At 42.3% G+C, this 7,158-nt stretch carries 5 protein-coding genes; 2 read left to right on the plus strand and 3 right to left on the minus strand.

The window, feature by feature from the left end:
* Positions 1-175: 175 nt before the first annotated feature.
* Positions 176-949, plus strand: coding sequence for an MBL fold metallo-hydrolase (locus L1D50_RS20065; protein WP_239966674.1), 774 nt, complete (start codon positions 176-178; stop codon positions 947-949).
* On the opposite strand, the gene L1D50_RS20070 is transcribed toward L1D50_RS20065, so the two are convergent.
* From L1D50_RS20070 to L1D50_RS20080, 3 genes are all read right to left on the minus strand, one after another.
* The gene (locus L1D50_RS20070) at positions 946-1,302 is read right to left on the minus strand and encodes an Hpt domain-containing protein (RefSeq protein WP_128726150.1); all 357 of its coding nucleotides are present in this window, start codon (positions 1,300-1,302) and stop codon (positions 946-948) included. The two genes, L1D50_RS20065 and L1D50_RS20070, sit on opposite strands and share 4 nt — an antisense overlap.
* Entirely contained in the window at positions 1,299-4,043 is a 2,745-nt protein-coding gene (locus L1D50_RS20075; RefSeq protein ID WP_128726149.1) for an ATP-binding protein, read from the minus strand. The genes L1D50_RS20070 and L1D50_RS20075 overlap by 4 nt, the downstream gene beginning before the upstream one ends.
* Before the next feature lie 291 nt (positions 4,044-4,334).
* Positions 4,335-5,225 carry a TetR/AcrR family transcriptional regulator gene (locus L1D50_RS20080; protein WP_128726148.1) on the minus strand — a complete coding sequence of 297 codons (891 nt, stop codon included), beginning with the start codon at positions 5,223-5,225 and terminating at the stop codon, positions 4,335-4,337.
* A 125-nt stretch (positions 5,226-5,350) separates the two neighbouring features.
* On the opposite strand from L1D50_RS20080, the gene L1D50_RS20085 reads away from it, so the two are divergent.
* Positions 5,351-7,081 carry an ABC transporter ATP-binding protein gene (locus tag L1D50_RS20085; protein WP_275660233.1) on the plus strand — a complete coding sequence of 577 codons (1,731 nt, stop codon included), beginning with the start codon at positions 5,351-5,353 and terminating at the stop codon, positions 7,079-7,081.
* The last annotated feature ends 77 nt before the right edge of the window (positions 7,082-7,158 follow it).

Below are 7,158 nucleotides of genomic sequence, written 5' to 3' on the forward strand. Positions count from 1 at the left end.
TGTCTATATAAATCAATGAGTTAATAAATATTGATACTCAAGGTTGGTCAAAATAGCGAAATCACATAGTGAGCTGAGCCAAAAGTTTGCAGATATGACTGTCATGTGGTTGTAAATTCGACAGTGTAGTCTGGCGCTATTGCTTGCTTATTTTTCTGACAGTGCAATGAAAGACATGACCAAGACGACCGAGCTACACGCTGTCAATCCGAAATCATTCGTTGATAGTCACTGTAAACCAGACGCTGCAGTCTTTTTAGGAGTTGGAAGTGCCGCCAGCGCTGCAACTCTTGGGTGTTCTACCTGCGTATTGACCCATAAAGGCTTACCTTGGTTATTGATAGATTGTGGCTTTAATACGGTGTCACGCTATAAAAGCCATTTTGCATCATTACCCGATGCTGTGTTTATTACTCACCTTCACTATGATCATGTTGGTGGATTGGAGCAGCTTTACTTTCAGGCTGCATTGAGTCAGCACCAAGTCACATTATACGCTCCAGCAGAGTTAATCGTTGGGTTGTGTAACATGCTCGCCTACACCGGACTAAGCGAGGGTAACTGTGGTGTTTGGCAGGTCTTTCGTTTATTTCCAGTTTCTGAAAGCTTTCTTCATCGTGGGCAGCGTATACACAGTTATGCCGTTCGTCATCATGAGCCCAACAGTGCTTTTTCGTTACACCTCCCTGGTAGCTTGTTTTACAGTGGTGATACTAAGGCTATTCCTGAGCTACTCCATCACCATGTCAGTAACGGCGAGGTTATTTTTCATGATTGCGGTCTTGCAAACAACCCCAGCCATTGCTCCCTTGATGAGTTGTTGACGAGCTATCGCGAAGACATCATTAAAAATATTTGGGTCTATCATTACCAGCATCAAGAAGATGTTGTGAAGTTTGAACACGCAGGACTCAAAGCAGCGATTGCTGAGCAGTCGATTACGCTTTAAGTTTGCGACTGAGAAGTTAAATAGGCTTTTAATTCTCGAACAAACTCGCTACCGATCTCATGGTGTATCGCTTTTATTATTTCGGCGCACTCCGTAGTGTTGTTATCAAGTGCTGAATATTCTAACGCCTGTAGATGCTCAGCTAGTACCTCTGCCCCCACTGCTTTGGCGGAGGTTTTGAGGTAATGGGCTTCGTCTTTTAACGCTTGAAAAGCACGTGTTTGGTATGCCTCTTTAATCTTTGCGCAGCTCGATTTCGATTGCACCAGAAAGTCGGTGTAAAACTTTTTTGCTGTGGCAAAGTCATCACCAATTAAGTCGATAAGTACCTGAGGGTTGAGAGTTTGACTCATTGTGTAAAGTCCATATCTAACCATTTACCTAAAGTGTTTTTGAGCTCTTGTAGCCGCACAGGTTTGCTAACATAATCGTTCATGCCACTGTCTAAGCAAAGCTCTTTATCCCCTTTCATCGCAGCGCCAGTAACAGCAACAATAGGAATTGCACTGCGCTCTTCTTTGGACTCAAATGCGCGAATTAATTTAGCCAATTCATATCCATCTATCTCTGGCATATGACAATCGGTTAGTAAAAGCTGATATTGTTGGCTTTTATACATCGCCAAAGCCTCTTTGCCGTTATTAGCGATATCGCAGGAAACCCCGAGTTTAGAAAGTTGTTTGACAATGAGCTTTTGGTTAAAAGGATTGTCCTCCGCAAGGAGTATATGCTGCTTACCATTAGTATTCGTTTTGTCATCGCTTGGGCTGGAAGCTTTATCGTCTAGTGAAAGTAGCGCGTCCAGCTCACTGAGATCGTTTAACTCACCTAAATCAGTCTCATCATCTTGTTGGCTGGCTTTAAGTTTACTTAGTAATTGGCCGATTGAGTATTGAGTCTGTGGTGTAATTGGTTTTGATTTTTGCGTCGTTAACGCTTTGCTGGTCAAGTTAGCAAACGCGCTTTCATCAAAAAACATTAATTCTGGAATAGGTGAGAGTATTTGTTTTGTAGAGGCTTCGGCTTGCGTTGTGAAAACGCGAATAAGTGCAGCGCCGTCAGTTTCTTTGATTTCATTAGGTGATTCGACGATTTTGAGCTCGCTGCAAAAATGCGTGCAGGCATTATACAGTTGTGTCAGTGCCAACGAACTTTGCCAACAGGCATCACTAAGCCAATAGAGTGTATTAAATGGCATGTTGGGCTGCTGTTGCGTCCTCGGACACCAAACGGGAATGGTAATGGTAAAAGTTGAGCCTTCTCCAGATTTACTTTTTAAAGCGACCTTGCCACCCATAAGGTCAATAAGCTTGCCGCATATTGCAAGGCCTAACCCCGTGCCGCCATACTTTCTGGTAATAGAGCGTTCGGCTTGTGTAAAGGGGGTAAACAGTTTCTTTTGTACTTCCGGTGCAATGCCAATTCCATTGTCTTCTATCTTAAATATCAGGTGAGATAAAGCAACGCCCTCGGATGCCCAATGCACAGTGATGGTCACTTTCGCACCGCCTTCACGATCTGCAACGCTAAATTTGATCGCATTACTGACAACATTAAAGATAATTTGTCGCACTCTATTTTCATCGCCAATCACTTCTAATGGCAGCTTTATGTCCTCATGCACCGTTAATTTTACCGATTTATCTCGTGCGTGGGCTTCGAACGTTTTGATGATGTTATTAAGCATTTTAGAAGGAGAGAAAGGATAACTTTCAAGCTCCATTTTCCCTTGCTCAACTTTGGCTAAGTCTAAAATATCATTCAATATTGAGACTAAATTATTGGCTGAAATAGACGCGGTTTCTAAGAGTTCTTGGTTGTCTTCATCAAGCTCAGATAGCGACATGAGATCCAATGAGCCGATAATACCATTCATTGGCGTTCTAAGTTCATGGCTCATCATAGACAAAAAGTCTGACTTGGTGCGACTTGCTTGCTCAGCTTTAATAATAGCAGCCTCAAGATCAGCAGTGCGTTCAGCGACGCGTTGTTCTAGCTCTTGATTAATATGCTGGAGCTTTTTTTGGGCAATATAGACGTCGGTTTGATCGATAACAACACCATCAATACGTGATGGTCGGCCATATTCATCTAGTCCGACAACACCTTTAGCATAAACGACAACAATATCCTTGTCGTTGAGCAGACCGCGATAGCGCTGCTCAAAGATCTCGCCTGAGCTTAATGATGCTTCTAGCGCTTGAATAACCCGAGCTTTATCGTCGGGATGAAGGCTAGCCTCCCAAAGATGCAGATTGCCTATATCATCTTCCGAAAGCTTAAAAATTTCATTCGCTTGATGATCCCAATTCCAAATCCATTGATTCGCTACTCGTATTGCTCGCCAAGTGCCTATTTTCCCAGCTTGCATAGCAAGTTCTTTGCTTTCTTCTGCATCATGTAATGCGACTAACATGTCTTTTTCGTGAGTACAGTCAGCCAAAATCCCATACACACTGTGTGTTCGGATACAATATTTAACTTGCTCGCCTTTGAGCTCAAACCAATGGATTGAGCCCCTAACCTCTAGTCGGAACTCAAAATGCAGCATAAGTCCTTGTTCAATGTGATGGGAGAGCAGTTCGGAAAATAGCGGCTGGTCCTCTTGGTAAATCATACTTTTTAAGGTTTCCCAGTCGAGCTCGGCCGAGGCCGGAAGGCCTATAAGAGATTTAAATTTGGGAGAAAAATATGCTGTCTTGTTTAGCAGGTCGTAACACCAAACGCCGAGGTTTGCGCTGTTGACGGCGTGACGTAAAATTCGGGTTTGTTCGTCCTCTAAAGGATTTTGACAATAATAAGTAGAAAGCTCGGCAATATGCACAAATATTTCATTGCTGTGGACATCATAAAAGGAAAGTAAAAATTGTACGTTTGGCGATGTGCGCAACGAAACTTGTATCAAAGAACCATCTGCAATCGTCTTTTGTTGCTCTTCTACACATGAGGGAAAGGTAAATAGGTCTTCAAGGTGCTTATTAACGATATTATTTTCAGGTACGAGCAGTTTTTCCGCAGCAGTGGTTGTATGACTGACATACCACTCAGATGTAACAATCAAAATTGGCATACTGTCTTTTAGTGCTGTTAGCATCACATTCCCCAATCGTATCCTCATAAAACAATATAGCAGTTCATGATTAACTTGCTGTATTTATGGTCTATCTAGTAATTGTTGAGGAGGATGAGCAAAGCCTGTAAATTGTCGATGCTGAGGGGGAGAATTTTTGTCTAATGTGTGATGGTTAGGAATGTAGATCAGAGTACAAGGCCATTGCTACCTATGAAGTCGTCGAAGGTTTATCACAAGAGCCTTATCTACAAGTCAGCAGTGCAAAGCGAGATTGTGCTTTCCCCTACCATTAGTACCATATTACGCGGCGGTTTATACCGCCTCTACATTGAGTCTTTCTGCGAGTAGCTGGCGCTCAGTATTTAATCCTCTATAGTCTCTAAGTCCAGCGAGAAGCGCCCTGATTAATACTGTATCAGGGTTTTTACTTTGTAGTTGAGCTTCCAATAGAGTGATTGTGTGGTCTACGATCTCACGCTTTTGTGGTGTAAGTTTTAGCTTATGAGACTTCTCCTGGAGCTGTAAAAAAGCTTGTTGGACTTTTTGTTCGTGGAGTTGTTGTTTTTTGGCTTCGATCTCTTTTTGAGATGGGAAATCCTGCTCGGTTAACACCGGCGAAAGGGCTTGATTTGGTAGCGCTGTACAAATTGAGTCCATACACGACACTACCCAATTAACCAGCTTTTCAGTGTCGAAATCAATACCTTCAATCACGGGAAGCGAAAGGTAGTTAGCTATAATGCCATCAAGCGTCATCGCAAGGTCGGTTTTCCATGGACGAACTTGCTCGCCATAGTTTTCAAGTAAAAAACCTTCCTGTAGCGTAAGCCACGTTAAGCGAAATTCTTGATAGAACATAATTAAGTTATTTGAAAAGCTCAGTGACTCCTCCTGCAATAAGAGTTGAAACATCGCTTGGTACTGCTGTAAATCTTCGTGCTGGAAGCGGATTTGTTGTTTTAGCTTGGCAATTGGAGTCAAGTCATCACTTTCTAATATTGCTCTTATTTTATCTAGCAGATCCGCTGTTTGACGCTCAAAAACGGCTAATAGTAGTTCGTCTTTTGATTTAAAGTGTAGGTAGATAGCACCTTTCGAAATGCCCACTTTATTGGCGATGGTTTGCATGCTAAAGGCAATATCGCCCTCAGCTAAAAGTAACTGCTCCGCGCATGTGAGTATTAATTTCCGCTTATCAGACATAGCTCCTCCTGTTCACATTGCAGTATACAGTCAATTTAAAAATGACCAATAGGTCATTTTTAAATTGACTAAGTCCAAAAATAGGTCAATTATTATATTGTCTATTCAACGGGGACATCATAATTATGAACAATACATCATCTTTAATACAATTAGTCAGGCGCACGCGGCCAAGTCGACTATTACTATCAACTCTGATTTTGTTTACGCTCATTTCTAGTATTTTAGGTTTGTTGGTGCCTTTGCAAACGAAAAGATTGCTTGAAGAACTCGGAGAAAAAGGTCATTTTTCAAATGAACAGGTAGTCATATTAATTATGGTATTAGTATTTTCCGCTGTGCTAACAGGGTTGATGACTTACATCATGGGTAAAATTGGCAATGAGCAAAAGCTTAAGTTACGCGGAGACCTTTTTCAGCACCTCATTCGTTTGCCAGTTTCCTTCTTTGATAATACAAGGGCTGGGGAGCCCGCGAATCGTATAGTAAAAGACACTGAAATTATTGAAAACCTCGTGAGCGAGCAGTCTGTGTCTTTTATATCTGGTGTAGTTTCATTATTTGGTTCTTTTATTATTCTATGGTTTTTAGACTGGCAAATGACACTTGTAATGCTCGGTGCAGTGACGGCTAGTTTTCTGATCATCTTACCGTTTTCTGTCAGGCTGACGGATCTGTCTAAGTCATTACAAGACACTGAGGCCTCTATGTTAGGAAGGTTAACCGAGCTGTTTGCCAATATCCGCTTACTAAGAGCGCAAGGTGCAGAGAAAATAGAAGCTAAAAAGAACAACAATGAATTGAAGTCACTGTATAAAACCGCAATGTCAGAACATACGCTTTTAGCTACCATGGGCGCACTGGTGAATTTAGTGATCATGGCTTCGATAGTGTTAGTACTGGGATTTGGTGCATCAAGGGTTGCCAACGGTGCGATGACGCTAGGCGCTTTTGTTGCGTTTATTATGTTTTTACTGAACATCGTGTTGCCGATGGGGCAGTTAAGCATGGTGGTAGCCGCGTTTAATAAAGCAAAAGGGGCGGCCGTTCGTATTAACGAGATCTTAGCTACAACACCAGCAAATGAGAGTGGTCATACGATTAACCTGACTGATAAGTCAATTTATGTTCGCAATTTATCTTTTAGTTATGCTGATGATAAACCAGTATTTAAAAGCTTGAGCTGTGAATTCTTAAGTGGAAAAACGACCGCTATTGTTGGGCCATCAGGAGTTGGTAAGTCTACACTCTTCGCTTTGTTGCAGGGCTTTTACCAAGCGCAGCGTGGTTACATTGAAATTGCTGGGCTTAATGTTGAAGAGCTAGACCGGGCCAATTTAAGAGCGCAAATTGGTTATGTTGCGCAAGAGAGCCCGCTGTTGTGCGGCACCTTATATGAAAACTTGGTCTACGGTGCTGATGAGACAATAGATGATGAGCAATTACAGCATGCTATCGACACGGCCGATTTAGCAGAGTTCATCGCGACACTACCTGATGGGTTGAATACTCAAATTGGTGAGCGTGGTATTACTCTGTCTGGCGGACAAAGGCAAAGAGTTGCATTGGCGCGAGCACTATTAAAAGACCCAGCATTGCTGCTGTTGGATGAAGCAACGGCAAGCCTTGATTCACAAAGTGAAGCCGCTATTCAAATTGCCCTGAAAAATGCAAAAAAAGGTCGTACTACAATTATTGCCGCGCATCGACTCAGTACGGTTATGGATGCTGATACTATTATCGTCATTAACAAAGGTGAGATTGAGTCACATGGAGATCACCAGTATCTGATGCAACACTCTTCGCTTTACCAAAGCTTAGTGAATAAACAGTTCAGCCTTCAAGCGGTAAGCTAATAACTTTGGTTGGGGTCCGCCAGTTGGATAGGTGGAAAGTGAATGAACAGCAACGTCATTAGTAAACGAAGTAATAC

This window comes from Pseudoalteromonas sp. Isolate6, from assembly GCF_022398435.1.
Lineage (GTDB): Bacteria > Pseudomonadota > Gammaproteobacteria > Enterobacterales > Alteromonadaceae > Pseudoalteromonas > Pseudoalteromonas galatheae.